The sequence below is a fragment of the Edaphobacter sp. HDX4 genome (assembly GCF_036877565.1).
GTDB lineage: Bacteria > Acidobacteriota > Terriglobia > Terriglobales > Acidobacteriaceae > Edaphobacter.
The window spans coordinates 50549-77413 of record NZ_JAEDXW010000003.1 but is presented as its reverse complement, the minus strand read 5'-3'; the positions used below and the strand labels follow the sequence as shown (position 1 = coordinate 77413).

Sequence of the window (26865 nt, the reverse complement as noted above, 5' to 3'; positions counted from 1 at the left end):
TAGCTCGGAGGGGAGAGGTAGGCAGAAGGAATGGTTTCTGCGCAGACTTCGGAGGCGACGATATGAAAAGTGCACCCCCCCGGATCGTACCCTCCGCGATCCGTCAGCACGGGACTCTTCTTGTGGTCATCCTGATCTGTCTCGCTTCGATCTCGGGTGTGGCACAGGATAATTCGGCCCGGGAGAATAGTCCCAAAGTCGGTCTGGTGCTGGAAGGCGGAGGTGCGCTTGGCCTCGCCCACATCGGAGTTATCGAATGGCTGGAGGAGCACCATATACCGGTCAGCTATATTGCTGGGACGAGCATGGGTGGGCTAGTTGGCGGGATTTACGCTACGGGGCGCAGTCCCGCTGAGGTACGTGAGCTGGTCGCCTCCATTGACTGGAACGCAGTGTTGCGCGGCCAGGTGCCATTCACAAATTTGAATTTCCGCCGTAAGCAGGATTCCGTTGTTTACCCTGGCTCTATAGAGTTCGGCGTGAAAAACGGCGTTCGATTTCCTGAGGGCTTCAATTCGGGGCAGGAGGTCCAGTTCATTCTCGATCGCGTTGCGCTGCCATATTCCGGCGTGGAGAACTTCGATCAGTTGCCGATTCCTTTTGCTTGCGTTGCGACCGACCTCGTCTCCAATAAGGAATATGTCTTCCGCCAAGGAGATTTCGCGACTGCCTTGCGTTCCACGATGTCTCTACCAGGCTTCTTTTCGCCGGTCCGCGTTGATGGTCATGTTTTTACCGACGGCGGTTTGCTCAACAATCTTCCCGTAGATCTGGCCAAACAGATGGGCGCAGAGATTACCCTTGCTGTCCATCTTGAGACCCAGCCAATGTCGGCGAAAGAATCCCCATCTTCCTTCGGCGTCCTGGGAAGATCCATCTCCGTGACGATCGCCGCCAATGAAGTCCGCAGCATGGAAATGGCGGACGTGCTGATCACCATCCCGCTCGCCAAGTTCGGCAGCATGGACTACAGCCAGGCCGACGCTTTGATAAAAGCTGGCTACAACGCCGCACAAAGTAAGGCAGCAGTTCTATCCCGGTTCTCGGTTGATGAAGCCACTTGGCAAAAATATCTGACGGACCGCACCGCACACCGCCGGCAAGCCCCGCGGCCGGGGTTCGTAGAAGTCGCTGGAACCGACGCTCACAGCGCAAAAGCCATCCAAAAAAACTTTCAGCCAGCGATCAACCAACCCGTGAATACCGACGAAATGCAAAAGACAATTCAGGACATATTAGGCGAGGGCCGCTATGCCAGTCTGAACTACACCATGGTCGAAAAGAATGGCATACACGGGTTGCATATCCAGGCGAACGAGAAAAGCTACGCACCGCCAATCATCCGGCCTCAAATCACACTTGATGGCTCGCAGTACAACAATGTGCTCTTTAGTCTGGGTGGCCGGATTACCTTCCTCAATATCGGCAGCTACGGATCGGAACTACGTAACGATGTCATTGTGGGTTCCGAATACGGCATTCGCACCGAGTACTTTCACCCGGTTAGCGTGGGCAGCAAATGGTTCGTTGCCCCCACAATTCTTTTCGACAGCAACGCGTATAACGCCTATAACAGCGACGGCAGCCTTGCTTCTGTCTACCGAGCCAAACGCGCGGGCGGTGGTGTGGATATTGGCTACCTGCTCGGCCGAAGCCAGGAGTTTCGGATCGGCTATTACTCCGAATATCTGAAGTACTCGCTACAGGTAGGAAGACAAACTGAGCCTACGGTTTCGGGGCGGGAGGGTTACGCTCAATTTCAGTACACGCTGCTTCACGTGAACGATCCCGTGATACCAACGGCTGGTCAACTTGCTGCATTCAACACGCGATGGACTGAGGCCTATCCCAACCCGTCCAAGGCTTACACCATATCCGCTTTTCCTTCGAGTCAAGGAGGCTTCTCGTATTTCGTTCCGCTAAGTAAACGCAACACTCTTGTCTTGTCCGGAGGCGGGGGCACCGTCTATGGAACCAGGAACTCCAACATCGGCCTTCCCGTGTTCTCCATCGGTGGCCCCCGTCTTTTCGCCGCCTACGGCACCAATGAGATCCTGACTAACGAATACGCCTACGGGCAACTAGGCTACGTGAGAGAATTAGCGACGCTGCCACCTATTCTGGGGGGAAATCTGTATTTTTTGGGGCGCGTCGAGGGCGGCACCTATCAGCGATTCGATACTCCTGTCGGCCTGCCAACTCAGTACCGTCATCCCGCTGATGGTGTCGCCGGGCTGATTGTCAATACCATCTTCGGCCCGGTTTTGGTCGGCGGCGCTGTCGGTGACGCAGGGCGCCATCGCTTCTTCTTCCTGGTCGGCAGAGTGTTCTAGCAGCGAGAAGATGCCGTAGCCGCCAGGTTGATGTGAGACCTTGATGCATTTTCTAGACGCGGGATGAATCGACTCTCCAAGAGGAGGCTCCCTTTTGTGTCGGGCCGACTGTATGGGGACGAGGTAAATCAGAGATTTATTGCCGTCCGATAGATGCCCGGAGACTATTTCGTTCCGGTTCGGGACTCGCCTGGAGAACGAACCGTGTCCTCGCCGTGGCGGAGTTCGGTCACGTTACCGCCAATCTCGCTTGCCTCCTGGTCAACGCCTGCGTCTGTTGACAGGTATATCAAACGGGCGGGCGCTGCGAACCGAGTACCGGCAGCTTCAACAATTTCGGCTATCTTCAGCAGGATGTCCTGCCGAATCCCGGTGAACTCAGCCCAGTCACCTGTCTTGCCATAGGCGAACAGCTCGAATTGGAAGGCCGCTCCATCAAAACCGATGACGCGAACTCTAGAGCTTCCTGCTTCGATCGCGGGGTGTTCGTCAAGCATGATCTTCACACGTTCCAGCACGAAGCGAAGTTGTCCGGCTTGGGTCTCCATTCGCAGAGAGAAGTTCTGATTCATGAGTAATTTCGGGCGGGCCCTCATGTTCTCGAACTGCATCTGTGCAAGTACTCCATTCGGAACTACGAGTAAATTCTGATCGAGCGTCCTGAGCTTGAGAGAGCGTAGTCCGATATCTTCAACGGTGCCCAGCCGATCCCCGACCTTGCAGAAGTCACCTACGTTTACCGCCTTATCCAGCAACAAGGAAACTCCGCCTATGAGGTTCTCAAGTGTTTTCTGAGCCCCCAGGGCGACAGCTAGTCCGCCGATCCCGAGACCGGTAAGGGCTGTCTTCACGTCGAGCCCAAATACGGCCAGTATTGCGACCACAGCGAAGAGGAACATTATGATGTGCGTGAGACGGTGTAGCAGGATGACCACCGACTCCCCGCCCCTGCTACTCACTCGCGTGCGTTCCAACATCCGACGGAAACCCTGATCCGTAATCCTTGAGATGAGCCACGCCACGCATCCCACCATGAGCGCCGTCAAAAAACGGAAGTAGTGGGCGCGATACAAGAGCGGCGCCTGGATCCAGTAGACAAAGATTCCGTGCATCACGCTCGCAGTGATGCATCTTAGAGGCATGCCGATTGGTGTCTGCCATACGGATAAAAACCGGCGTTTGCGAACTCGGCACCAGATTCGTCTGGGCATACTCACTACAAGCGCAAACAACCATGCCAGCAACCAGGAGATCGGAATTGAGAGTAGCCATGCCAGCCATTGGTTCAGAGACATGCCCAGCATTCGTCGACTGCCAAAAGCAGTCTTCGTAATTCCAGCGCCCGGCTTGGGCGTCTCGTTTTTCATTGCTTCGACGAGATTCGGAACGAGATCGACAGTCTGCTGAGAGATCAGCCAAATTTTTCCTGAATCTGGATCCTCCACCCGAACCAGAAGCACGTCTGTATTCTTGCCGCCTACGTCCAGCACGCCTGCACGGGCCTGGCCCGGCGGAAGTCCAGGTTCAACTGTTCCACTGGGATCATCGCTCAACAGGCCGATGTTGCTTTCAAATCTTGGGAGCAATTTCTCGAAACTCTTCGCTGATTCTTCTGCTGATTCCCCGTCGTGCCCCGGAGGCAATTGCAGATATCGAGCGGCGGTTTTGAAGTCCAAACGTCCCTCGTACTTCAGAAAACCCATCACTGCTCCACGAGGAGTTGCCCGTCCGAGTGGATCAACGGGCACTGCAGGTTCCACTATTGTGGGCGGGGCAGCCGGAAACGAAGGAACCTGCGCTGGCGAATGCGCCGACGAGCCTACCGAGAAACAAAGAGCAACAGCCAGACCGAGAGCGTACGTACCACTACCCAACCTGCTTCTTCCCGCTTGGATCTTGTTCAGGCAAGGCATATGTCTTCCGATCGCCGGGATTGCCAAATCTGCCGCCCTAAAGTCGTGTTTCTATGGATAAGCATTACAAAGGTACCGTTTTGTCCTTCTTCTGAACTTGCAAAGCACGGATACAGAGGGCTGCGAGCTTCATAATCGCTTCACAACCCATGTCTGCACGAATGCGTGTGCGATTCACATGTATCTGAGAAAAAGACAGCCAAACCAGTTAGCTCCGTCGGCAAGTATGGGGTAGAGAGATCACCGATCCTCGGACGCTCCATCGAGCAGCCGTCGTAACTAACGTGAATTTGAGGAGAGAAGACCCGTGCTTGCCTGCGCGGGTCCGCCACAACGAAGATGTTTGTCGGCAGTCGATGTAGAAGGATGAATCGCGGGCATCTACCTGTTCCAAAGGTGAAGTATCGAACGATAAAATTTCTCATACATGCGCCGAGTATCAACTCGTACTGACCGACACCTAGTGAGTTAGGTCCCTCGGAGATGGCCGATGGTCATCTGTTATCTTCTTCAGATAGATATGCTGGGCTCTGCTCACCGACAATTGGGAAAAACCCTAATAGGTCTTTGGTCCGCCCCTTGATGTGAACCGCCAGGGTGAAGATCGCCACGATCTCCATGTATATTGTTTCGTTCCCGCGACGCGCATCGGCACAATGATGCTGTGTTGAAAGCAGGAAGAGTACACTGTCAGTCATCTCGGGCTCTGCATAAGCGGTTGAGTGTCATCGCATCTCGATGAATACGATTGAGCGCCATTACGGCACGCAAGAACGCTACTCCCGATGGATATACATCGGGTTTTGTCCTTCCTCACGCTGGATTAGTGTCGCGCTATTGTCGCTTGTCTCGATCATGGCAGCCCTGCATGCCGCCGCGGAAAGCGGTCGTCGTAAAAACATTTTGATAATCACAGAAGTGAGCGAGACGCATCCAGCGATCGCCATGATCACAAATGAGATTCGCGACGGCCTGGCTGGTAACGGTAAATACGATATCGAATTTTTCACTGAAAGTCTGGATACGACAATCTTTCCCGGCGCAGCCGCGCAGCGTGACATTCAAGACTCAATCTTGCGGAAGTACCGAGAATTGAATCTCGATGTCATTGTTGCCGCCGGGACGGGGCCTATTCGGTTTCTCTCGACTTCCGCAGAACCCTTATTTCCGAAGCTGCCAGTGGTGATTTGTGCCGGGATTGTAGATGTGGAGGGTCCGCGCAAGCTTGACCCTCGCTTTACGGGAACATGGCTGTCCTCTGACCCCGTAGCAACCCTGAGCGTCGCCGTGCATCTGTTTCCAGGTTCGAAGCACGTGGCCCTTGTGGGCGGATCTTCTGCCTTCGATCTTGCGAACCTGGCGGTAACCCGAGCAGGCTTACAAACATATGGATCCAGGTTCGACGTTATTGACCTGACTGGTCTGGGGATGCCGGAGCTTCTCAAGGGATTGCGACAACTCCCACCTGACACAATTGTCCTCTATAGTTCCTATTTCACAGACGCGTCCGGGAGACCCTTCCTGAACGCAACAGTCGCACTTTCAGCAGTCGCACAAGCCGCCAACGCACCTGTCTTCGGTATGTCCGACAGCTATCTTGGCCACGGGATTGTCGGTGGCAAGGTCATGAGCTTCGCGGAACAAGGACGCGTCACGGTAGGACTAATCAACGAACTCCTCGAGGGGAAGCGCCCGGAGGAGCTTCCCCTCAGCACGTTGCCGAATTCATACATGTTCGATTGGCGAGAGTTGCGGCGTTGGCATATTGATGACAGTTTGCTTCCCCCAGGAAGTCTTGTCCTTCGCCGAGAGGCAACCTTCTGGGAACGAAAGGGTGAGCGAATCGCCTTTTCGGTGTTTATCGCAGGCGGGATGGTGACTATGTTCCTGTATCTGCACAGAAAGCGAGAACAACTCCGGCACGCAAGGAGTGCGCAATCTGAGCTCAGTGGCTTGTTGATCCTTGCGCAAGAGCAGGAAAGGGGCCGTGTCGCGCGAGAGCTCCACGATGATTTCAGTCAACGGATTGCCCTGCTGACACTTGGATTGGAGAACGTCGCCGAGACTATCCCAAACTCGCCACTGGATGCGGACCGGCAGATACACGACCTGCTGAATGCCACGAGTGAGCTCGGAGGAGACCTGCACACACTCTCTCACCGATTACACTCGTCCACATTGGAAAGTTTAGGGCTCGCTCCAGGAGTGATGGCTCTATGCAAGGAATTCCAGGCGCTACAAAAAGTGCAGGTGGATCTCGAATATGGAGATATCTCAAGGGCCACCGATCCCGACACCAATCTTTGTATCTACCGGATCATTCAAGAGGCATTGAGGAATGTGAAGAAGCATAGTGGAGCAGCTAGGGCAGAGGTTAAGCTGAGGATGGACGGGAACAAGATTCATATTCTTGTAGCTGACCACGGCAAGGGATTCGCTCCGGACGCCGCCCTCCATAAAGGACTTGGAGTGAGAAGCATGGAGGAACGAATACGAATGCTGGGAGGGGTCTTCCGTGTCCGCTCGTGGCCGGGCGACGGAACTCGGGTGGAAGCCTGGGTGCCTCTTACACCGAGCGATCGAAAGCCCGAAACGGACGCAGATTCATAACGAAGAGATGGGATTTAGAAGGATGGGCTCTCTCGGGATGAGGACAAACTAGACTAGTTTGATACAACGCGCAGAAAAGTGTGGTATATATCACCAACGGCCCACCCTGCTGCGTTGGAACGTGATGAAGTGTTCCGATTGATCTTGTTCTCTTGTGAATGCCCTTTGTAATCATCGAGGTTCTTCCGGAGACGAGGAGGATATTTCAATGGAAAGAGCGGCCCCAGAGCGGCCGGGCCCACGCTTTCTTATCGCGGATGACCACGCGATATTCGCTGAAACCTTCAAAAGTTTTTTGCAGTCGCACTATTCCGTTGTTGGCGTGGTTGGCGACGGCAAGACACTCATTGATGAGGTCAGCCGGTTGCGACCGGACATCGTGATCGTCGACATAGGCATGCCGGTTCTTAACGGTCTTGAGGCTGCGAGGCGCCTCCATCATACGTTCCCCAAGATGAAGTTTGTCTTTCTCACAATGTATGACGACCCTAACCTTGCAGCAGCTGCGGTACAGGAATTTGGCCCTGTTGGCTTCGTGCTGAAGCATTCGGGAGGCGTAGAAGTCCTGAAGGCTATTGAGTCCGTACTTCGCGGCTGCTCTTACGTGACGGCGAAGCTAAAGTCCGAAGATTGGGTGGAGGCAGGTGCGAGGGCGCGGCAGTTCTCCCGCGCGCTGACTCCCCGGCAGCGAGATGTCCTGCAGCTCTATGCTGAAGGTCATTCGATGAAGCAAATCGCGGGATTGCTCTCCGTAAGCCAAAAGACAATCGAATTCCATAAGCACCACATCATGGAGTCATACAGTCTCAGCAGCAATGCAGACCTGGTCCTATTTGCGTTGAAACAGGGGCTCATTTTCATCGAGCCCGCGACGTCTGCCGGAAAGATCCTCTGATTCGTTCCAACCCTCGCCTGCGCGCGATCAATACTTGGGGATTCCCCCAATAGCGTAGTGACGAAGAAGACCGCAGAATCACCGTAATGTCTTCCGACTGGGCTGCTGTACGCAGCCCTTTAACCACGAGTGGCGGTCACCAGTCAGCGAAAGAAAGCCTTGAATCGCGCGCGCATACTTTTAGCCGATGATCATCCGCATCTGTTGGAGGCCGCAACAACGTTGCTGACTCCCTACTTTGATGTGACTGGAGCCGTGCGCGACGGTGGAGCTTTAGTATCCGAGGCACTCCGCCTGAAGCCCGATGTGATTGTTGTAGATATCACAATGCCGGTACTGAGCGGCATTGACGCCGTCCGCAAGTTGAGAGAAATGGGGTCAACCGCTCGATCGGTATTTCTGACGATTCACGCGGAAGAGGAGTTTATGGCTGCGTGTAAGGCGGAAGGTGCGCTCGGCTACGTGCTTAAAACGAAGATGAAGACCCAACTAATACCCGCAATTTGGGCCGCTTTAGCTGGGGAGCATTCCATGTAATGGTTGTCTCCGGGTGAAGGGCTCCGATCCGTATAGGGATTCCCCTAATTGTGAGAGCGCCTAAAGGAACCTACCGTAACCGTTATTGAGTCTCCAGGTGTCCTCAGATGGAACGAACTCTCGTGAGAATCGTCATGAATTACACAACCCTGTTATGTGTTGTGCTTCTCGTGCCTGGCGACATGACCGCATTGGCCCAGTCTCAAGCTCAGCCGTCCACCCAGTCACAGCCAGCTGCCAGCTCTGCACAGCCGGAAAAACCTGCAACGCCGGATCAACTGGACTCGCTCGTCGCTCCGATTGCGCTGTACCCTGATCCCCTTCTTGCGCAAGTACTCGCCGCCTCGACTTATCCCTTGGAGATCGTTCAACTTCAGCAATGGCTGCTGAAGCATAAGGACCTGAAAGACAAGCAGTTGGTTGACGCTGTCCAAAAAGAAGATTGGGACCCAAGCGTACAGGCGTTGGCGCCAATGCCTGATGTGGTCAAACGGTTGGGGGACGACATCCAGTGGGTCACGGATCTGGGGAACGCTTTTCTAGCGCAGCAATCGCAAGTGATGGACGCCGTGCAGCGAATGCGGATGAAAGCGCAAGGCACTGGAAATCTGAAGTCCAGTGAACAGCAAAAGGTTGAGACCAAGGTCGTGGAATCCAAGCAGGTGATCGTCATTGAGCAGGCCAACCCACAAGTCGTATACGTTCCGAGCTACAACCCAGTCGTGGTCTATGGTCCACCTGTGTATCCCTACCCTCCCGTTTACTATCCACCACCCGGCTATTACGCAGCTGGAATGGCGATCTCCTTTGGAGTAGGAATTGCAATGGGGGCTGCATGGGGAGGCGGTTGGGGTTGGGGATGTGGATGGGGGGGCAACAACGACATCACAATCAACCGCAATAACAATTTCAACCGGAATACTAATGTAAACGGCGGCAATCGTGTAAATGGGGGCAATCGCGTAAATGGCGGCAATCGCGCTTCGACTCTACCTGCCCGCGGTGGCGGCGCAGGCAATAGTTGGCAGCACAATCCGCAGCATCGGGGCGGGACACCCTATGGAAATAGGGACACCGCTCAGAGATTCGGGGGCACCGCACGCGGGGATTCAGTAGCCAACCGTCAACAAGCTGGAAACAGAATGCAGACCGGGTCAGGCCGCAGCCCCGGTGGACAGCCGGGAGTGAGTGATCGAATGTCTTCTGGTGGTGACAGGGGTGGGGGAGCCGATCGCTCGGCCGGAGGCGGAGGAGATCGCATTGGCGGTCAGCGTGTCTCACCGAGCACAACTGGCTCTCGAGGAGGAAGTAGCGGAGCGTTTGGGGGTGCCTCAGCGGGGCAGAACAGGAGTTCGGCACGCACGAGTAGTTCACGAGGTTCCTCCAGTATGGGCTCACGCGGCGGTGGAGGCAGTATGGCAGGACGCAGTGGTGGTGGGAGGCGGAGGTAATTTGCCATGCCTAACGGTCAACAAATGGAAACGAGAGAAACCAACCGGCTCATACGAAATCTAATTGCATTCGTGTGGATGATCGCAGTCTGTTGTGGCTTGGGGGCCCTTACCTCTAATCAGTCGCAATCTGCCGGCAAGACTCCGGATAGCCAGAAGACGGCACAAAAGCAGTTCCGTACACCTCAGGAAGCTGCCGAAGCGCTTATCGAGGCAGCAGGTGTCTACAACGTGTCGGAACTGGAGCAAATTCTTGGTCCCACTGGCGAAGATCTAGTCTCTTCTGAAGACCCAGTCAGAGACAAAAGCATCGCTGTTGCCTTTGCCGCTATGGCCCGCGAGAAACATGCGGTAGACATCGACCCAGAGAATCCAGCTCGCGCCACTCTTTCAGTTGGCGATGATAAGTGGCCGTTACCTATTCCCATAGTCAAGCGGAACGGAAAATGGATATTCGATACGAAGGCTGGCCGCCAGGAGATGCTTTTCCGCCGTATCGGGGCAAATGAACTCGATGCCATCGAAATCTGCCGCGGCTACATAGAAGCGCAGAAAGAGTACTCTCTGGAAAAACACGACGGTGCGCAGGTCAATCAATACGCACAGCGCATTATCAGTACGCCCGGAAAACACGATGGACTGGTGTGGCGGAACTCGGATGGAACGTTACAGGGACCTATCTCGGACGAGATTGCGAAAGCATTAGCTGAGGGATATTCGGATCGCAGCCAGCCGTACCATGGTTACTATTTCAAAATTCTCAAAGGTCAAGGTCCGGCGGCGAGATTGGGCCAGATGGACTTTGTCATCGAGGGCGCTATGATCGGCGGTGTTGCACTCGCCGCGGCACCAGCGGAGTACCGCGTCACCGGAGTCAAGACATTCATCGTCGATTATGACGGCATCGTGTATGAAAAAGACTTCGGTCCCAACACATTGCAGAATTTCCGGAGCATGGACCGATTCAATCCGGATAAGACGTGGAAGCCGACCAACGCCGGCTGGCCTCCATCTGTGTTCGACAGCGACGCAACTACAGAAACTCGCTAAGCCCACACATAGGCAAACTCATACCCACCGCATTCGATGAAGAAAGAGAACGCTGTCTTCGGTCAGGGCTTCCCCTAATTGTGCTCACCGGCCATCAATTCTCAAACTGTTCGGAATAGTACTGAAAGCGGACAGAACCCGTGCGACTGTGAGGTGATTCCGATGAAATTCGACCGAGAGCATATCCTCCAACGGCATCTGATCCGGTTCAACTTCAGCGGCACCGCAATCGGCTGGGGTGTGAACACGAGTTCCAATCTCAACTAGTCGAAGAAAGACGTGGCAAGGCTATCAATTGTATACAGAACCGGTATTCAGAACTATATGAATGACGCGCCGTTCGATATCGGAATTAAGAACAACTTTTCGAACCCACCCGTCCCATCAAGGGCGTACCGCGCCTCTGCTTGGAATCCTCTCTTTCCTTGACCACAACTGGAGCAGTAGCTACGACAGACAACCAGTATTCACGCTGGCCGATGTAAATTATTCCTTCTCCATTCAATCTATAACGAAGGTCTCCTCGCTGGCGCTCGCGATGGAGGAGTTAGGCCCTGATTGCTTGCGAAGTACGATCGCATCGATGCCGATCCGTTCGAAACTAACGCTGCCTATAACGCGGTTCCTTGAACTCCCGGAAAACATTCGTCCGAGATGAGTCCGTCAACCGGGGCCAATTGTGATTCTATGTGTAGCAAGATGCACGATTCCCCAGCCGGGTGCCCGGTGGAGATGCCACGGGACGATCTCTATGAGTCAAATAGGTCTGTAATCTTGACCGCAGCCCAAGGCGTCTTATCCACGTTGGCGTAGATCTCCATCGTTACATTGTTCCTTCCATCCACATGGACTGAAGAATAGCCGCAAAAATCGGCGTATTCATAGTGACGAATATGGGGCTTCTCCTGTCTCAGAATCTCCTTTCTCAGCTCGAGAGAAGCAGGAGAGAAGTTCGGCTCAAGTTCTACCAGGCTTTCCCGATAGGCATCCAAGCCAACCAGATGGTTTTTGATAGGCGCATCAAGGTACGGGATGACGCTGCCCAGTCCGATCTGGACAAAGCTTCCTGACGGTGTGCTACGTGTCACAATCGAGGTCTTATGCAGATGACCGCTCAGCACGATGGCTTTATGCTCACCCAAAAGGTTCAGCAGCTCATCTCGCTCACCAGCCTGATCGGGATGGACATAGATGTGCCAATTAGAGCGCGCATCGTATGGAACGACCGGCACGTGTGTACAGAAGAATAAAACCTCCGACTTCTTATGCTCCTTGATCGCTTCTTTGAGCCAAACTAAGCTCTCCTTTTCGTTGAAGCAGTCGAAGAGCAGAAATCTCGCGCCTTTGTACACGTATACGTTGTTGGCTGATTGGACTGGCTTCTCAAGCTGGCGACTTTGCCAGGGCAAAACGATCTCCTGGTACACCTCTTTGGCGCCCGCTCCCGTAATGTCATGATTTCCCTTGATTGCAAGAAATGGCCGGTCAAACTGCTGCCGGTCTACCAGCTGAATAAACTCATTCACCTGTGTTGAGGCCAACTCTTTCGAGCCGCACAAACCTTCGACAAAATCGCCTATCTGAAGGAGGAACGCAGCATTAGTATCATTCGCGCGTTCTTTGGAGACGCGCATCAGATCAGCGAGATTCTCACGTGTAATTCGAGAGTAGTTGTCGATCTGGCGAATGTCGTTCGGATACTTCTCCTTCAGATAGTTCATATCATGGTGCATCAGCTTATCGAAATGCAGATCCCCCAGGAACACAAAGCTGAAGGAGTTATCACGAGCCGTAGGGATACGTTTCGCCAGTCCTGCAGCCGGCAGGGCCGCCGTGGCCATCGAGAGATACTGCAGGAACATTCTTCGCGTTATGTGGAACGATTTCATTGCTCAACCCATTCTTCTTAAGATCGACTTGCAGAGACATCCTTCTGTTTTAGAAATCCAACCTGACCGCGAACTGAGCGATGCGCATGGGTTTGCTGATCGTGCTCACGATGCCGACCGTATTGGCATTAGAGATATTCGTGTCCGGATCTCCCCAATTCGGATGATTGAAGGCGTTGAACAGAGACATCTCCGTTGAGAGCCGACGTGTCTCGCTCTTCAAGAGAAACGTTTTGCGCAGACTCATGTCGGCGACGTTGGTGCCAGGCCCGATGATCGTGTTGCGTCCCGCATTGCCAAAGCGCGGAAGCCCATTCGAAGGATCAAGCAGCGGCGGTTGCGTGAAGGCATTGGGATTGAACCAGTGGTTCCGGCTTCTGTCGCTAAAAGCCAAATTTGGATTCACGCCAGGCACGACGTCCGGCCGATTTGACGAGAGTCCTCCCTGCGAGGTCATGGTCGGGGTGAGATACCGGCCGGTAGTCCAGTGCCAGATTCCACTGACATTCCAGCCTCCAGCTACGGCTTCCGCCCACGAAGGCATGGAGCCGCCGAATGTACGCCCTCTGCCCACAGGAACCATGTAGACGGCGTTCACATTGATTCCATGGCGACGGGCGTAGTCACTGTTCGCACGATCGCGTCCCGGACTCAAAATATCCAGCGCTGCTGTCTGAACATTCGTTCCCACGTCATCAATCGCTTTAGCCAGCGTCCAATTGGCCTGCAGGCTCAGGCCTCGCGTGGACCGTCTCCGGAATTCCAAGATCATGGCGTTATAGATAGAGTTTCCGTCACTGTGGCGGACCGGGATCGATGTCGTTCCGAAGTTCGTCGAGTACGGTTGCGTCACCGCGCCGGTTGCAGGATCTATCTCGGCTTGATTGAGGTTATAGGAGCGGAACAGATGTGTGCCCTTGTTTCCTACATACGCCAGGGTGACAACGTTACCCGCCCCTAGTGCTCTCTGCACCGTCAGGTTCCACTGCTGGTTGCTGGGCAACTGAAAGTTTTTGTCGATTCCAACCGGGCTTACACTCGCCTTTCCGCTGCCACCATAAGGAGCATCCAGCGTCAGTGCGGGTTTCCCGGAGGTGATTTTCTGCGAGTAGGGGAAGAGCCCGGCGAAAGGCGGATTCACGAGCATTGTCTGAAGGAAGTACTGCACCGGATAGCGTGTATAGACGATCCCATAACCACCGTGTATTGAATAAAGACCTTTGCCGCTCGGATCCCATGCGAAGCCAATGCGGGGAGCCCAGTTTCGACTACCGGTCGTTACAAGATTGTTCGCATTGAATCCCACCGAGCTTCCGCAGACCAGGGGGAAGATAAAGTTTCCGCTTGCATCAGTTAGTTTGGAGACGACAGAGGGCAGGAAGTTGCTGGTGGGTAGCTGTCCGTTGTTACATGCCACAACGAAGCCTCCGCCCGGCAGGTCAGGATCGAACATTGCCAACCTGTTCTTTACCTCACTCGGACTGGGTGAATATTCATAGCGGACACCTGCGTCCACAATGACGCGAGGGGTCAGATGCCAGGTGTCCTGCCCATAAGCGGCGTACTCGTTCTCTGTCAGCAACGCCTTCGGCTTGATCGGGACCTGCTGCGAAGAGGAGGGCACGCCCATCAGAAAGTCAGCCAGCGAATAGCCGGATGAGTTTGCCGAACTGGCAGATCCGCTGAAGGTAAGCGCACCCCGCGCATTGGTCTGCTGCAATACGTTGAAGTAGTCCCGTCGACCCTCAAAGCCGGCTTTGAAGGTGTGTTTGCCCCTCGTCACTAACAGCGAATCCGCGATGGTAAAAACATTCGCCGTCATCGACAGAGCAGCTTCACCATAACCATTGGTTGGACCATACTTGATCGTGGTGAAGGCATCGCTACCTGAGAAAGTGATTCGGGGTAGTGGCGGTACGGAGAGGTTCCCCTGCTCGAAGCCCTGCATGCCAAGAGAGTCGACTGTCGGCAGAGCGCCCGGCGAATACGTCACAATATCGGAGTAGTTCATCGCGCCGAGTCGAAGCTCATTCACTATATTGCTCCGAACTGGAGCAGTCCACGTAATCTGCCCGTTGCGGCTGTCCACTGGCTCACTCATGCCTACGCCCGGGGTGCCCAGCAGGTTGGGCGAAAAACCGCCGGTATTCACGTAGCTAAAGCGGCCCATCAGGACCTGATTGTGCGGCAGCATCTGGTCAATGCGTGCCGTGAACTGGTTCATGTTGGCCGTTTCTGTAGGAAACTGCACCAGATTGTTGGCGAGACCTGGAAGATTTGGGCTGGGAAAAAAGGCACGCAGAGACTCCGCGGTTTTGGTGATCAAAGATCCGCCCTTATATTGGTCGAGCCGATTTCCCGGAATAACAGGCGTGCCTGTAGTGAATGGGTCACGAAGCTGGATTTTTCTGCTCAACAGGGACGAGAAATCACCGTTCCAGAAGGCTTCCGTCGGAACAGTATCAACGCGTGTAGCCGTATCAGTCTGACGGCTGCCTTCGTAGTTGAAGAAAAAGAATGTTTTGTTACGCCCATCATAATGAGGCAGAAGAACGGGGCCTCCAATCGCGCCACCGAACTGGTTACGCAGGAAGGTTTCGTTCCCGGAGACGGTATCAAACGGGTTATTCGCCAGCAGCTGGTTCCCACGGTAGTACTCATACAGCGCACCATGGACATCATTTGTTCCACTCTTCGTGATCGAGGAGATGGCAGTCGCAGCATGACCATATTCGGCTGTAGGCACCCCAGAGATGACCTTAAATTCCCCAATGGCGTCCACCGACAACGGCAGGGCAGACTTTCCCTGGAATGGATTGTTGTTTGGCACGCCATCAATAATGTATTCGTTCGAAAAGGCTCGATTGCCATTCAGTGCATAAGAACCAAAATCGAGGTTGACCGATGTCGCAACCGTGTTGTCAGTAGCACCCGCAGACAGAAGAACAAGCTGGTTGAAGTCGCGGCCGTTCAATGGAAGCGCATTGAGCTGTTGCTGCGTAACCACGTTTTCGATTGAGATGTCCTGGCTCAGCATTGGAGCAGATGATGCGGAGACCGTCACCACCTCGGCAGAACTGCCGACCGGAAGCCGGAAATCTCGCAATGCACTGTCATTTACATCGAAGGAGAGGTCCCGCAGCGAAACACTGCCGAAGCCACCTTTTGTCACCGTGATATCGTATCGTCCCGGCTCCAGAGGAGAAAGGGAATACTGTCCACTACCGTTTGTATGCACGCTTCGGCGAGCGTTTGTTCCCAGGTTGACCGCGGTGACAGCAGCATCAACAACGACGGCGCCGGATGAATCAGTGACGGTACCCATCAGGCGCGCGGCAACACTCTGCGCCAATACGCTATGGGCCGATATCGTAAGGAACAACATGATGAGTGGAGCCCCCATAAGGCAGCGAAAGCTTCTGCCCGGCCGGCTCGATCTGTTGCGAAGTACATCGACACTTTGCCAAGCGATATGCTGGAGCCATTTCCGACGGGATGCTTGCATATGGGATTGCATGTCTTCTCCGAGTGCATATCGATGCACTATCAGGTTCTTGTTAGTTGTCGCTGCTTGATCTCTCGCGCCAAGGCTCATTCGAATTGAGCTGGCTGACAAAGCTCGGTTCTTTGCTTCCCTTCATCGCGGAATCTTCATGGGGAGCTCAACACTGTTTGGCATTGATCCGTGGAGCACAGCTCCCGCTCTTCCAGCGACCCGCAGATACCAGTCGGACGGCAGGCGGCATCCGTCCGCATTCAGGGGCAGGAATGCTGGAGACGAAGGCAATTGATCCGCGATCGGCACAGTCTTGAAGATCGCCGTTCCTTCGTCGACCTCGTCGAACATCGCGCTGAAGATCATCGTGCTTCCGGCATCGACCGCATTGAAAAACTGCCGCCAGTAGAACCTCCCGCAGTCTCGCGGAATCTGGTTTATTGGGCGACTGCTGTCGCCCCGCGCAGCCCAAAGATTGTGCCAGCTGAAGCCGGGAAAGATCACCGGCATGTAGTCAATGCCCATTCGTCTGGTCTCGGCAAGATCAGGTTCGATATGGTCGTGCCGAAAACGGTCTGCCGCCTCTGCCGAGTTGTAATGGCCGACGGTCCATGGGCTGATTACGTCCACGGAGCGGTAGGTCTTGCTCCAAGTAGCCTCCGTTTTCCCTTTGATAAGAGATGCGTGCCAATCGGCAGGAACGCCGGCGAAGATAGTAATCCCACCATGGCTTGCACTTGCGCGCCTTAGGGCAGCAATGAGATCCTGCGCCAGATCCGGAGTGATGTAGCGGTCGCCACCAAAGCCTAGGCCGAAGAGACCAACGACAGGGTGGCCACGATGCTGCTGGTACGAAGCGCTCTTTACGACTCCATGATCTTCCAGCCGCGTCCAATCTGAGATGACACGCTCTATACCACCTCGGTCATGCGTGCCGGTTAGATCGTATTCCACAAAGAAGGTGCGATTATGGCGCTCGGCAGATGATTCAACATTGGAGAGGACCCGGTCGATCTGGGGTCCACGAACACGATCTCCGAGCTCAGTGGCAAACCGCTGCAGCGCCACCCCATCGATGCCATACTCCTGCATCCACGCAAAATGCCGCTCAACGGTCTCGGGGGTTTGCGCAGAATAAACGTTGACGGCCGCGCCCTTGGGAGTCGTCCAAGGAGTTGGGCAGAGTTCTGACGCACTCAGTCCTGCTGTGTCCGGCAACATATCCACCGTTGCCTTGCCATCTTTCATCCAATGAACCCAACCACTGGACCCCTGACTAGCATCCGGGCAGACGAACCAGCCCTGATAGCCGACGATCAGCTTTCCTTGAAGTGTCCCTGCGAAACCCTGTCCAACATTCCGTCTCTTCTCTGCTTTGACCACTTGAAAGCTGAGCAACACTAGTGCAAGGAACAATGCGGCATCTCTCGCGAACACACATGCTATGGAAGCGACCAGATGTCCCTTGCAGGACGCACGCCGAGTTTCCGTTCTTCGATAAAAAGGATGGGAGTGCATACGTTCAATCCGCAAATCGAGAGTGGAAGGTACTCGATGGCCGTACCATAGCAAGTTGGAATTCCGAATCGCAGTCAATTCGCGGCAACGTCGACGTTAAACGGTCATAACCTTCGCCATAACAGCGATTTACTGTCCTGTAACTAAGGATTGTTAAACGGCCTTCATTTAATAGCTTTGCGAACATCGCGGGTCAAATCGTTAATAGGTTATTAACGTCATCCATTTACCTTCATCAGTGACACGACTTATCAAACCCATGGTCACTGAAACTCCTCAACCTCAAGAAAAGATCCTCGCCGAGGATGCAAGGTGGAGGCTTGTGGAACGGATCGTTGCGTCGCCGTCTTTTGTTAAATCCGATCGCTTGTCCAGCTTTCTTCTCTATATCTGCGAGCGGGCACTGACCGGCCGTGACGACGAGATCAACGAAATCAGCATCGGAGCCGATCTCTTCAACCGGCCCAATTATGACCCAGCATCAGACGGACTTGTACGCTCACATGCAAGTCGATTGCGCCAGAGGTTGGAGCAGTACTTCAGCGAGGACGGAGCGCAGGAACCGATCCGTCTGATCATCCCCAAGGGCGGTTATATTCCGCGGTTTCAGACGCAGGTACCAACCTTGGAGCCTTCTGAGAGCGCCACTCCGGAGAGTGTATGGCTGCCTTCCGAAGCCGCTTTATCCGATCAGAAGAGTTCGCCGGACCGGGCAGCCATACCTGTGTCTACATGGATTCTGGCTGCCGCTCTTCTGTTAGCTTGCGGAGTCATCGCCTATCTATTGCCGCTTGCCCACCGGGCCCACACCAATTCCCTTTCGAGATCTGAGGCCCATCCCTTCTGGAGGCTGTTCTTCGGCTCCGGCCAAAATACGACGGTCGTATGTTCTGACACCAGCCTCGCCACGCTGGAGGATGTAACCAGGCAAAGGGTCAGCCTGTCCGACTACCTGAACGATACCTACCGCATGCACATCGCCCCGCCACAGGGCACAACACCAGATCTGATTCGCGACCTCGGTACACGAAGATACACAGCGATTGCGGATGTAGGAATCCTTACCAGGTTCTATCAACTTGCTGGAAGCAATTCCGATCGCCTTCAGTTTCGCTACGCCCGCGATCTCCGTCCCAACGATCTCAAAGAAGGTTCAATGATTCTGATCGGATCGACATACAGCAATCCTTGGGTGGAGATATTCGACACGAATATGAACTTCACCTTTCAGGACAATTCATCGCAACAAATATCTTCCATCATCAACCGCTCTCCTCGGCCCGGAGAGCGTCATCAGTATGATTTCAACAAGCTGGATGCCTCGCAAACCATATACGGCGTTGTCGCATTGCGTCCCAACTTGAGAGGCTCTGGCAAGGTTCTACTCCTCGAAGGCACGTCGATGGCCGGAACGGAGGCTGCCGCAGACTTCGTCTTCGACGATGCTCACCTCCTGCCCTTTCTGGCGAAAATCCGAAATCAGGATGGCTCGATCCCGTATTTCGAGGTTCTATTGCAGTCAAGCAACATGGACGGAAGCGCATCGCGACTTGCCATTCTTGCATATCGCACAGCTCAAAATTAAGAGAGGGCCGCATCGGATTACTTCCCCCAAATAATGCGCTTCGAAAGCCCGCGCCCTCCTTTAACCAGATCTGCTGTTTGCTGCCGTTCTCTTGTGAAGGCGTTGCTTCCCGCACACTTCCGAACCCTATTCGGGTCGGAAAGAGGGGCGAAGAGCGCAAGAAAGATGCTCGAACTCGCCGATATGAACATTTCTGTAGGTTGAGGCGACCGTTGGTGACCGCCGGAATAGGGCCAGCATCCGGTCCAGCATTTAGACTGGATGCTGTCTATCATGAAAGTTCTTACCCGCTGGCTACGCCATTACCTTCCTGCACTAACCGTCACCGACCGGCAACTGGCGGACGACCTCACCCTGCGTGGTATCGCCGTCGAAGGCATCCATCCACTGGGCGACGGCAACGGTCACATCTTTGAGATGGACATCACTACCAATCGCGTCGATGCTATGAATCACTACGGCATCGCACGTGAAGCCGCTACCATTTACGATCTGTCCGTCGATCCGCTCCGCCCAAAGCTCCCTATCGGCACACTAGTCGACAATCCCTTTTGCATACGCATCGCGGACGATGCTAAGGGCCTCTGTGGCCGGTTTACAGCTCAGGTCCTGCACGACGTGACCATTGGCGCCAGTTCCGGTCAGGTTGCGGAGTTCTTCGCTCTGCTCGGCCAGAAGCAGATCTCGAACGCAGTCGACGCCTCCAACTTCGTCCTGCTCGGCATGGGCCATCCCACCCACGCCTTCGACCTCGACAAGATCGAGGGCAGCATCATTGTCCGCCTCGCACGCAGAGGCGAAAAGCTGCGCCTCCTGGACGGAAGCGAACGCACTCTCGAGGCCGACGACCTGGTGATCGCCGACGAAGAAAAGGTCCTCTCCCTGGCCGGAGTGATGGGAGGCTGGGACTCCATGATCACCTCTGAGACGAAGAACATTCTTGTCGAGGCTGCATGGTTCGATCCCGCCAGTATTCGCCGCAGCTCGCGCCGTCACCTTCTGCATACTGACGCAAGTCACCGTTTCGAACGCGGTGCCGATTTTAATGCTGCTCCAATCGCCAATGGCCTTGTCTGTCAGCTCATTCTTGAGAGCGGAGGTTCTATCGAAGGCGAGATGATCGACCTCGTCGACCCGGAAGTAGCAAAGCGCACCGCCAGCCGTCCCGCAATTGAGCTCTCCGTAGCCCAGGTGCAGCGCCACCTCGGAACCACTCTCGACCCCCACGGCCTGACCGGTGACCTCATCTTGCGTTATCTCACCTCCCTGGGATGCGATCTGCTTCTCCACGGCATCGATATCTATGCCGTCAAACTGCCCTCCTGGCGTCTCGATCTGGATCGTGAGATCGATCTCATTGAGGAGGTCGCCCGCGTCTATGGCTACAACCGATTCGCCAATACCCTGCCGACCGCATTACCGGTCACCGGCTCCCCATTTGCAGCAGCAGAGCGTGCCGTACGCCAGCGTCTCCTCGATCTCGGATTCAGCGAAGCGGTCTCCACCACCTTCGCCGGCCAGCATGACGCGGACATCTTTTATAGCTCCCCCACCTCTTCCGCCGCAGGCAAACGACCAGTCCAGATGGAAAATCCTCTCTCCGAGGAGGCCTCGCTGCTGCGCCCGTCCCTCGTACCCGGGATGTTGACCATGCTGGCCAACAGTCTCAACCGGGACGTTCGCGAGGTCCGCCTCTTCGAGCAGGGGGAGATCTTTACAGGAAGCTCCACTCCCGACAGCGGCTTTATCACCGACGTTCACGAACTGCCGCAACTCTCCATCGGGATCACAACAGCCACACCTCCGGAAAGCCGCCTATACCCTCCGGCAGACGCGCCCATCTTTGAGCTCAAGGGAGTCATAGAGTCCCTGACCTCGCTCTTTGCAATTCCTGGAGGACAGGCCGCTCTCACGTTTGCCACGTCTGGTGCGCCAGCCTGGCTCGAGCCGGGCCGCTCGGCCCTCGCTCTGCTTGACAACCAGCCTCTCGCGAGCTTTGGCGAGCTCGTCGCCTCCGAGCGAGAGATGCGCAAGCTTCGCCAGCCCGTTTATCTGGCTCAGCTTGACCTCACCCGCCTTTACGAGCTGCCGCTTCGCCGCGTCACCTCTCGCGAACTCTCTCGGTATCAGGCCGTCGAGCGCGACTTCTCCTTTGTCCTACCCGACCACCTCCAGTGGCACACCATCGCGGCCGCGGTCGACGCACTGGCCATCGGCGAACTGCAAAGCCGTAGACCGGCCGAAATCTGGCGCGATCCTAAGAGATATCCGGGCGTCTACTCGCTCCTGCTTCGTACCCAGTTTCAGTCTCATGACCGGACCCTCCGAGACGAAGAGATGTCGACCTGGTCGAAGCGGATCATCGATGCCATCACGGCTCTTGGGGGAACTCTCCGCTCCTGATCCTGTGCTTCTGGTAATGGGTGGCACCCAACTCGATTCCCCCTTGTGAAAATCCACTTGGGAGGGTTCTATACTTTTCACAGAATCTTCGAAGCAGGAGTAGATGTCCATGAGCACAGCCACCGTCAGCGTAGACGAGTTCCAGGCCCTCGAACAGAAGGTGCTTCGCGCCGTCGAGATCATCAAGCAGGAGCGCGAGGCTCGTGCCAGAGCCGATGCCGAGATCACCAGCCTGCGCGAGCAGCTTGAGTTCCAGACCCTCGTCGCTCAGGAGGCCCAGACTGCGGTCAACACCCTGAACAAGGATCGTGACAACGTTCGTCAGCGTGTCGAGAAGATGTTGCAGCAGATGGATGAACTCATCTAAATCGAGGAGAACTGATGGATCCAAACTCTACCCAGACCGCTACCGCCTCCTCGTCCTCCCTCCAGGAGGAGAGCAAGTCCGTTGCCGTAGAGATCTACGACCAGATCTACCGCCTTCGCGGAACCGACCCCGCCTATATCGAGCAGCTCGCCCGGGTCGTAGACTCCAAAATGCGCGCCGTATCCTCCATGGGTAATACGGTCGACTCTCTTCGGGTTGCCGTTCTCGCTGCCCTGAATATCTGCGACGAACTTGAAACTCTCCGTCAGCGCTATGATGCCCTTGCAGGAAGCCTTTCGCTCTCGCAGGTCACCATGCGCTCCCGTGCCGGGTCTCTTGCCGGAATGCTCGACGAGATCCTCGAAGACCGTAGAGTCGGCTAAAACCTGTTTGTCTGGGGAGTGAGGCCGATCGGGGGCGATGAGGCGATTATCTCGATTCCGAAAGCCTATTCGATGAGATTGCCTGCTTACCAGGTAATCTGGACGGTGCGTTCGGAGTAGCCAGCAGATTCGCCTCCAGCAACGCGGATCCAGCTCTGATCGCGCTCTCCTCCCGTAACCTTCACGTCGCTCACGTTGCTCACGTTACCTCCATTCAGCCTCAGGAACAACTTGGCGCTGTGTCCTCCTGGAATTTGCAGTCTCAATCGCAGGTATCGATCACCATACTCCTGCCGCAGAACCTTCGGCTGCTGTGTACTGTCGCCCACAGTAGTTTCCTCCGTCTCTAAACCTAACTCCACAGGAGGTAGTGGAATCTCCAAGCTATGACTTCTCGCCTCAACTGCCCTGCACGGCGCTTCGTTGAAAAAGTCCTCGGATCTCTCGAGACACAACTTGACCGGCTTCTCAGAAGAAGCCTCGACCTCAAGCTTCGACCCGACTCTGTGCATCGTCACTGTCAGGCGAGCATCGCCAAAGGGAACATTGTTCAGAGTTGCTTCCGTCCACTGCGGTGGCAGCTGTGGATCGACCCGCAGCCTGCCTGTGGAACGATCGGCCTCGACCCCAAAGAGTCCGCGTACTGCTGGTGTGAGGACCATGGCCGAGGACCATAGCTGGTGGGAGCTGCTTCTGCCCAGTGGCTGATAGAACTCACCAGATAAGACTTCCGTGACCGCGCCCGGGTCCTGGAGCCAGGTCAGCGTTGCATTTTGCTTGAGGCCGGCAAAGGCCGCCTGAGACCGCCCCGCCCGATACTCCGCGAGAACCGCCCAGCCGGTGTAGAGCGGCCACACCGAGCCATGGTGATAGCTGATCGGGTCGTAGGTTTGCTCCCCCTGCTCCATCGACCGCAGCCCCCAATCCGTCGCGAATCCTGGTCCTGCCCAGCTATCGAGCATCTGACCCGCCAATGGAAGCTTGAGATTTCCACTCCACCAGGCGACGGCTGGAAAGATAGTATGCCGACCGTCGAAGGTATCGTCGCTATTGCGGCTGAAGCTGTAAAACCCGTCGTTCTTTCGATAGGACGCCAGATATTCACCGATGGTCTTCGCCTTCTGCGCAGCCTCCGTCGCCAGAGACGGGTCATTCATCAATCTCGCGAGCATGGCCATCGACTCTGAGGATTGCTGGTCGAGCGCAGCCAGGTAAATCTCTTGGTGCGGCAGCTTTGGCAACCACTCTTCCACCCAGCCGGTACCCTGTGAGTTGTCATACACCCCATGGGTCGTATGGGCTCGAGTAAACGCGTATGCGTTCTTTACATTATTCCAATGCTCTCGCAGATAGGACAAGTCGCCGCTTTCCTTGACGTAATCGGCCATCTGCATGACAAACAGTGGCGTGGAGTCCGCTGCAGCGTAAAGATAAGGAAGGTGCTCCCAGTCCACCAGGTCGGCGGTCTGGGAGTATTCATGCATCATCTTTCCATCGGCGCGCTGATGCGCCAACAGAAAGCTCATTGCCTCACGGCTAAGCTGGAAATCACCATAGCTATTCACCGCATATAGCGTCCAAAGGGTATCGCGCCCGAAGAACCATCCAAACCCTGGGCGCGCAGAGTCGCCAGACGTGTACCAGCCGCCGGCCAGACCAAACCCCGCAGAATACGCGACCTTAGCTTGTTCGATCGCGATCTCCGCCCATTCCATTGCTTCATCGAGCTGGTGGTCGGGCGTGTGTGCGGTCAAACGGCTTTCGAAGAAGTGATCGAAGAAATCAGCAGTAGATCGGTAGAGTGCGGGGACTTTAGAGGCAGCATCCAATAATCGCTCGCGAAGCTGCGCCTGCGTGAGTTCCGGGCGGCCGCTCACTCCGGTCACTGCGGCAAGCAGTGGAAAGAATCTCCCATCGTCTTTCGCCGGATCATAGTGGATGTGGAACTCCAGCGGCAGCGTCTTCGGGCGCTCCTGATAGGGACGCAGAGGACCGGGATCGCTGCCCGGCATCGCGACCATTCCGAAGAAGTTGGGATTATCGGTCGCAAGCGTATAGATTCCTCCACTATCGGCCCGCATCCAAGAGGCGGAGGGCCGGCCAAAGTTAGGCGCCGGCCACTGTCTCTCCACAGAGGGCTCGAACTGCAGGGTCATGACAGCTGGGCGAATTGCATGGATTTCAAAGACCACGAGGGCAGTCGCGACACCCGGCGATGCCGATCGCGGAACGAACATGTGCTGCTTCACCGTGATGCCCGCGTGCGAGTAGGTAATCGTCGTATGGTCCGGCCGAACCTCTATCTCGGATGCGTGCTCATTAAGATCAATGGTCGTCTCGTAGCCTTCCAGGGTCGCCGTCAGACGGGCGTTGTGCAGTATCTTCACCGGCAGCAGCCATAACTCAAAGCTGCCGTCCTGTTGTCCGAGAATCGCACCCCGTTGCCCGGTTACGCTAAAGGGTCGATTGGGCTGCGCGGGCTGCCGGATCACAAGAGGATTGCTGCTGAGCGAAAAGCTTGAAATCGGCTTGAACGATGGACCATCCACGGCGAAAAGCGGCCCGGAGAGCAGGCCAAAAACCATACTGCACACGATATACTGAAAGTGCCGCACAAAACCTCTTCTTTCCATTGAAGATTCTACGGAAACGGCCGCTCCCAGAGCTATGGAATTCCATACCTGACGGACTCGCGAGTTCGACGCAAGCGCTGGAGGGCTGTCCAGGAAATCACATTAATCGGCAGTGCAGGTTGTGAAGTGACTACCTTTAGAGCCAACTACCTTTACACTACCCAAGGCGTCCTGTAACTTTGAGCACTCCAGTACAGAAAGGGGGAGCCACCCGTGAACGAAATAGCACAACGTTGCATCGCAATCATCGCCAAGGCTAAGAACATTCCTGCCGACTCGATCACTCTCGACACAACGTTCGAGGAGCTGAATATAGACTCCCTCGACAAGATCAACATCTCTTTCGAAGTTGAAGAGGCCTTTGACATCGCCATTCCGGACAATGCGCTGGGCTCTCTCAAATCAGTTGGAGACGTCGTGCGGGGTGTCGAACAACTGGTTGCGGCTAAAGAGACTTCAGGTTCTACCACAGCAACCTCGTAACTTTCCGGGAGCCCTCTTTCGATCGTGAATCGCGTTGTCGTTACAGGATTAGGCTGCATTACCCCAATCGGTACTTCTGTTTCAGAGTTCCGAGACTCACTCTTTGCGGGAAAGAGCGGAATAGCCCCCATCATTCATGTGCCCGACGCCCCTGACGGCAATCCCGGAGTCCGCTACTCCCAGGCAGCTCAGGTCTTCGACTTCGACCCCACGACTCACCTCGACTCCGGAGTCATCGCCGCAGCCAATCGCAATACCCACTTCGCCATCGTCGCCGCCCGCCAGGCAGCCCGGCAGGCCGGACTGATGGAGCATCACCAGCCCGGTGACATCGCCATCATCATGGGCTGCGCATGCGGTGGCCGCTCTTCAGAAGAGAGCGAGGTAAAGAATCTTTACACCCGCAATGCGCGGGCACATCCACTGACGATCGTTCGTACCATGTCCTCGGCCGGGGCAAGCAACATCTCCATCGACCTGAAGATTACAGGCCCCACCCTGGACATCTCCACCGCCTGCGCCTCCGCAACTCATGCGATCGGTCTGGCGTTTCACATGGTGCGCTCCGGGATGTCGACTGCGGCGCTCGCGGGGGGGCACGAAGCTCCTCTCAGCTGGGGCTTCTACCGCGCATGGGATTCGATGCGAGTTGTCTCACCGACCCGCTGTCGCCCATTCGCAGCCGACCGCGACGGCATGACGCTTGGCGAAGGTGCCGCCATGCTGGTGCTGGAGTCTCTTGAATCCGCGCAGGCGCGTAACGCCACCATCTTTGCAGAGATTGTTGGTTTTGGCATGTCTGCCGACGCCAACCACATCACCCAGCCCCAGGCCGAAGGTGCCGCCTCAGCAATGCGCAAAGCCCTTTCCGATGCGGGAGCTTCACCCCACGAGGTCGGCTACATCAACGCTCATGGCACCGGAACCCAGGCCAATGATGCGACCGAGGCGGAAGCGATCCATAAGGTGTTTGGCGAGCGCGCGGGGCATATACCGCTCAGTTCGACCAAGGCTCTTCACGGGCACTCTATCGGCGCCAGCGGCGCTCTCGAGGCCTTGGCAACCACACTTGCACTGCATGAAGGACGTCTGCCTCAGACCGCTGGAGTGGACAATCCGGATCCGTCGCTCGATATTGACCTCATCATCGATGAACCGCGAACGACCGGACCAACGCTGGCGCTCTCAAACTCCCTCGCCTTCGGGGGCCTGAATGCTGTCATCGCGCTCAAAACCTGGAAGTAGCGATACCAAACAGAATGGCCCTTCCGGTGTGCACGCCTTGAACCAGCAGACCACCACTCCAAGTAAAGTTCATC

General features: G+C 55.5%; 18 protein-coding genes. 12 read left to right on the top strand and 6 right to left on the bottom strand.

The window, feature by feature from the left end:
- Positions 1–206: 206 nt before the first annotated feature.
- On the top strand, positions 207–2333 hold the full coding sequence (locus JAO29_RS04560; protein ID WP_334267002.1) for a patatin-like phospholipase family protein: 2127 nt from the start codon (positions 207–209) through the stop codon (positions 2331–2333).
- A gap of 164 nt (positions 2334–2497) precedes the next feature.
- On the opposite strand, the gene JAO29_RS04555 is transcribed toward JAO29_RS04560, so the two are convergent.
- Complete coding sequence (locus JAO29_RS04555) at positions 2498–4036, bottom strand: mechanosensitive ion channel family protein (RefSeq protein WP_334267001.1); 1539 nt, start codon at positions 4034–4036, stop codon at positions 2498–2500.
- 704 nt (positions 4037–4740) lie between these two features.
- The gene (locus JAO29_RS04550) at positions 4741–4944 is read right to left on the bottom strand and encodes a hypothetical protein (RefSeq protein ID WP_334267000.1); all 204 of its coding nucleotides are present in this window, start codon (positions 4942–4944) and stop codon (positions 4741–4743) included.
- A gap of 220 nt (positions 4945–5164) precedes the next feature.
- Between JAO29_RS04550 and JAO29_RS04545 the strand changes: the two genes are divergently transcribed.
- From JAO29_RS04545 to JAO29_RS04525, 5 genes are all read left to right on the top strand, one after another.
- A complete protein-coding gene (locus JAO29_RS04545; RefSeq protein ID WP_334266999.1) occupies positions 5165–6856 on the top strand; it encodes a sensor histidine kinase in 1692 nt (563 codons plus the stop codon).
- Between the two features lie 208 nt (positions 6857–7064).
- On the top strand, positions 7065–7751 hold the full coding sequence (locus JAO29_RS04540) for a response regulator transcription factor (RefSeq protein ID WP_334266998.1): 687 nt from the start codon (positions 7065–7067) through the stop codon (positions 7749–7751).
- Between the two features lie 159 nt (positions 7752–7910).
- The gene (locus tag JAO29_RS04535; protein WP_334266997.1) at positions 7911–8288 is read left to right on the top strand and encodes a response regulator; all 378 of its coding nucleotides are present in this window, start codon (positions 7911–7913) and stop codon (positions 8286–8288) included.
- 134 nt (positions 8289–8422) lie between these two features.
- Positions 8423–9739: a DUF3300 domain-containing protein gene (locus JAO29_RS04530; RefSeq protein WP_334266996.1), complete on the top strand. Its 1317-nt coding sequence runs from the start codon at positions 8423–8425 to the stop codon at positions 9737–9739.
- A gap of 6 nt (positions 9740–9745) precedes the next feature.
- On the top strand, positions 9746–10789 hold the full coding sequence (locus JAO29_RS04525; RefSeq protein ID WP_334266995.1) for a DUF2950 domain-containing protein: 1044 nt from the start codon (positions 9746–9748) through the stop codon (positions 10787–10789).
- A gap of 749 nt (positions 10790–11538) precedes the next feature.
- Here JAO29_RS04525 and JAO29_RS04520 read toward each other — a convergent pair.
- The 3 genes from JAO29_RS04520 to JAO29_RS04510 all read right to left on the bottom strand — a co-directional run bounded on the left by JAO29_RS04520 (position 11539) and on the right by JAO29_RS04510 (position 17590).
- A complete protein-coding gene (locus JAO29_RS04520; protein ID WP_334266994.1) occupies positions 11539–12678 on the bottom strand; it encodes a metallophosphoesterase family protein in 1140 nt (379 codons plus the stop codon).
- 49 nt (positions 12679–12727) lie between these two features.
- On the bottom strand, positions 12728–16081 hold the full coding sequence (locus tag JAO29_RS04515) for a carboxypeptidase-like regulatory domain-containing protein (RefSeq protein ID WP_334266993.1): 3354 nt from the start codon (positions 16079–16081) through the stop codon (positions 12728–12730).
- Between the two features lie 234 nt (positions 16082–16315).
- A complete protein-coding gene (locus tag JAO29_RS04510; protein ID WP_334266992.1) occupies positions 16316–17590 on the bottom strand; it encodes a glycoside hydrolase family 71/99-like protein in 1275 nt (424 codons plus the stop codon).
- Positions 17591–18059: 469 nt separating this feature from the next.
- On the opposite strand from JAO29_RS04510, the gene JAO29_RS04505 reads away from it, so the two are divergent.
- The 4 genes from JAO29_RS04505 to JAO29_RS04490 all read left to right on the top strand — a co-directional run bounded on the left by JAO29_RS04505 (position 18060) and on the right by JAO29_RS04490 (position 22430).
- Positions 18060–19277, top strand: a complete 1218-nt coding sequence (locus JAO29_RS04505; RefSeq protein ID WP_334266991.1) for a hypothetical protein — start codon at positions 18060–18062, stop codon at positions 19275–19277.
- A 273-nt stretch (positions 19278–19550) separates the two neighbouring features.
- Complete coding sequence (gene pheT / locus JAO29_RS04500; RefSeq protein ID WP_334266990.1) at positions 19551–21680, top strand: phenylalanine--tRNA ligase subunit beta; 2130 nt, start codon at positions 19551–19553, stop codon at positions 21678–21680.
- A 109-nt stretch (positions 21681–21789) separates the two neighbouring features.
- Positions 21790–22047, top strand: a complete 258-nt coding sequence (locus tag JAO29_RS04495) for a hypothetical protein (protein ID WP_334266989.1) — start codon at positions 21790–21792, stop codon at positions 22045–22047.
- A gap of 14 nt (positions 22048–22061) precedes the next feature.
- Positions 22062–22430, top strand: coding sequence for a cell division protein ZapA (locus tag JAO29_RS04490; protein WP_334266988.1), 369 nt, complete (start codon positions 22062–22064; stop codon positions 22428–22430).
- A gap of 86 nt (positions 22431–22516) precedes the next feature.
- Here JAO29_RS04490 and JAO29_RS04485 read toward each other — a convergent pair whose 3' ends face one another.
- Entirely contained in the window at positions 22517–25045 is a 2529-nt protein-coding gene (locus JAO29_RS04485) for an amylo-alpha-1,6-glucosidase (RefSeq protein ID WP_334266987.1), read from the bottom strand.
- 231 nt (positions 25046–25276) lie between these two features.
- On the opposite strand from JAO29_RS04485, the gene JAO29_RS04480 reads away from it, so the two are divergent.
- Positions 25277–25546, top strand: a complete 270-nt coding sequence (locus tag JAO29_RS04480; protein ID WP_334266986.1) for an acyl carrier protein — start codon at positions 25277–25279, stop codon at positions 25544–25546.
- Between the two features lie 24 nt (positions 25547–25570).
- Positions 25571–26791, top strand: coding sequence for a beta-ketoacyl-[acyl-carrier-protein] synthase family protein (locus JAO29_RS04475; protein ID WP_334266985.1), 1221 nt, complete (start codon positions 25571–25573; stop codon positions 26789–26791).
- The last annotated feature ends 74 nt before the right edge of the window (positions 26792–26865 follow it).

Bases quoted from the DNA above. Each gene is read 5' to 3' on its own strand.
- JAO29_RS04490 (WP_334266988.1), top strand. From the start codon at position 22,062: ATGGATCCAAACTCTACCCAGACCGCTACCGCCTCCTCGTCCTCCCTC.
- pheT (WP_334266990.1), top strand. From the start codon at position 19,551: ATGAAAGTTCTTACCCGCTGGCTACGCCATTACCTTCCTGCACTAACC.
- JAO29_RS04525 (WP_334266995.1), top strand. From the start codon at position 9,746: ATGCCTAACGGTCAACAAATGGAAACGAGAGAAACCAACCGGCTCATA.
- JAO29_RS04515 (WP_334266993.1), bottom strand. From the start codon at position 16,081: ATGGGGGCTCCACTCATCATGTTGTTCCTTACGATATCGGCCCATAGC.
- JAO29_RS04540 (WP_334266998.1), top strand. From the start codon at position 7,065: ATGGAAAGAGCGGCCCCAGAGCGGCCGGGCCCACGCTTTCTTATCGCG.
- JAO29_RS04495 (WP_334266989.1), top strand. From the start codon at position 21,790: ATGAGCACAGCCACCGTCAGCGTAGACGAGTTCCAGGCCCTCGAACAG.
- JAO29_RS04550 (WP_334267000.1), bottom strand. From the start codon at position 4,944: ATGACTGACAGTGTACTCTTCCTGCTTTCAACACAGCATCATTGTGCC.
- JAO29_RS04520 (WP_334266994.1), bottom strand. From the start codon at position 12,678: ATGAAATCGTTCCACATAACGCGAAGAATGTTCCTGCAGTATCTCTCG.
- JAO29_RS04555 (WP_334267001.1), bottom strand. From the start codon at position 4,036: ATGGGTTTTCTGAAGTACGAGGGACGTTTGGACTTCAAAACCGCCGCT.
- JAO29_RS04530 (WP_334266996.1), top strand. From the start codon at position 8,423: ATGAATTACACAACCCTGTTATGTGTTGTGCTTCTCGTGCCTGGCGAC.